This is a genomic window from Oleiphilus sp. HI0066, assembly GCF_001635725.1.
On the sequence record NZ_LWFH01001327.1, the window covers coordinates 1 to 553 of the forward strand.

Sequence of the window (553 nt, forward strand, 5' to 3'; positions counted from 1 at the left end):
AAGTACTACCGGATGTATGCAGGCAATGGTCAACTATCAGATGGACCAAGTTAATCAGCAAATTATCATGGAGTCCGGGGCATCAGTCGGCCAACACGCCAACCTAAGTGACCCTAAGTATGTACAGCTAGCTCAAATCTTCGATGAGTACCACAACGTCTACGTCACTAGAAACCTTGATTTCTATAACCTAACTGGTTGGCAATTATGTGACGATACGCGAGAGACCTACAACTCTTACGCTGAGTTTCAGGAAGCAATACAAAAGAGACTGGCTGCATCTGAAGTAAAAAACACAGAGAAAAAAGAAGAGTCAGGTTCATTATTAGCGCAAATGGAAAGTGATGACACGTCAAACGCTGCCGAAGGCTTGGATTACACAAAGTACCTTAGCGATGACCATACCCTCACCTACGCCCCTGCGGGTGATGACTGCGATAGTCCATCGACTCGAGTAGTCAAAAAAACCTCTAGCTTGGCCACTACTATGGAAATCGACCTTGGCAACGGCACCAAAACCGAGTCAAGCTCTAAAGTAGATAATCAATCTACC

At 45.2% G+C, this 553-nt stretch carries 1 protein-coding gene; it reads left to right on the plus strand.

Annotated features, from left to right (window positions below):
* Positions 1-40: 40 nt before the first annotated feature.
* On the plus strand, positions 41-553 hold a 513-nt coding region (locus A3738_RS19615; RefSeq protein WP_156504353.1), incomplete at its 3' end, for a hypothetical protein.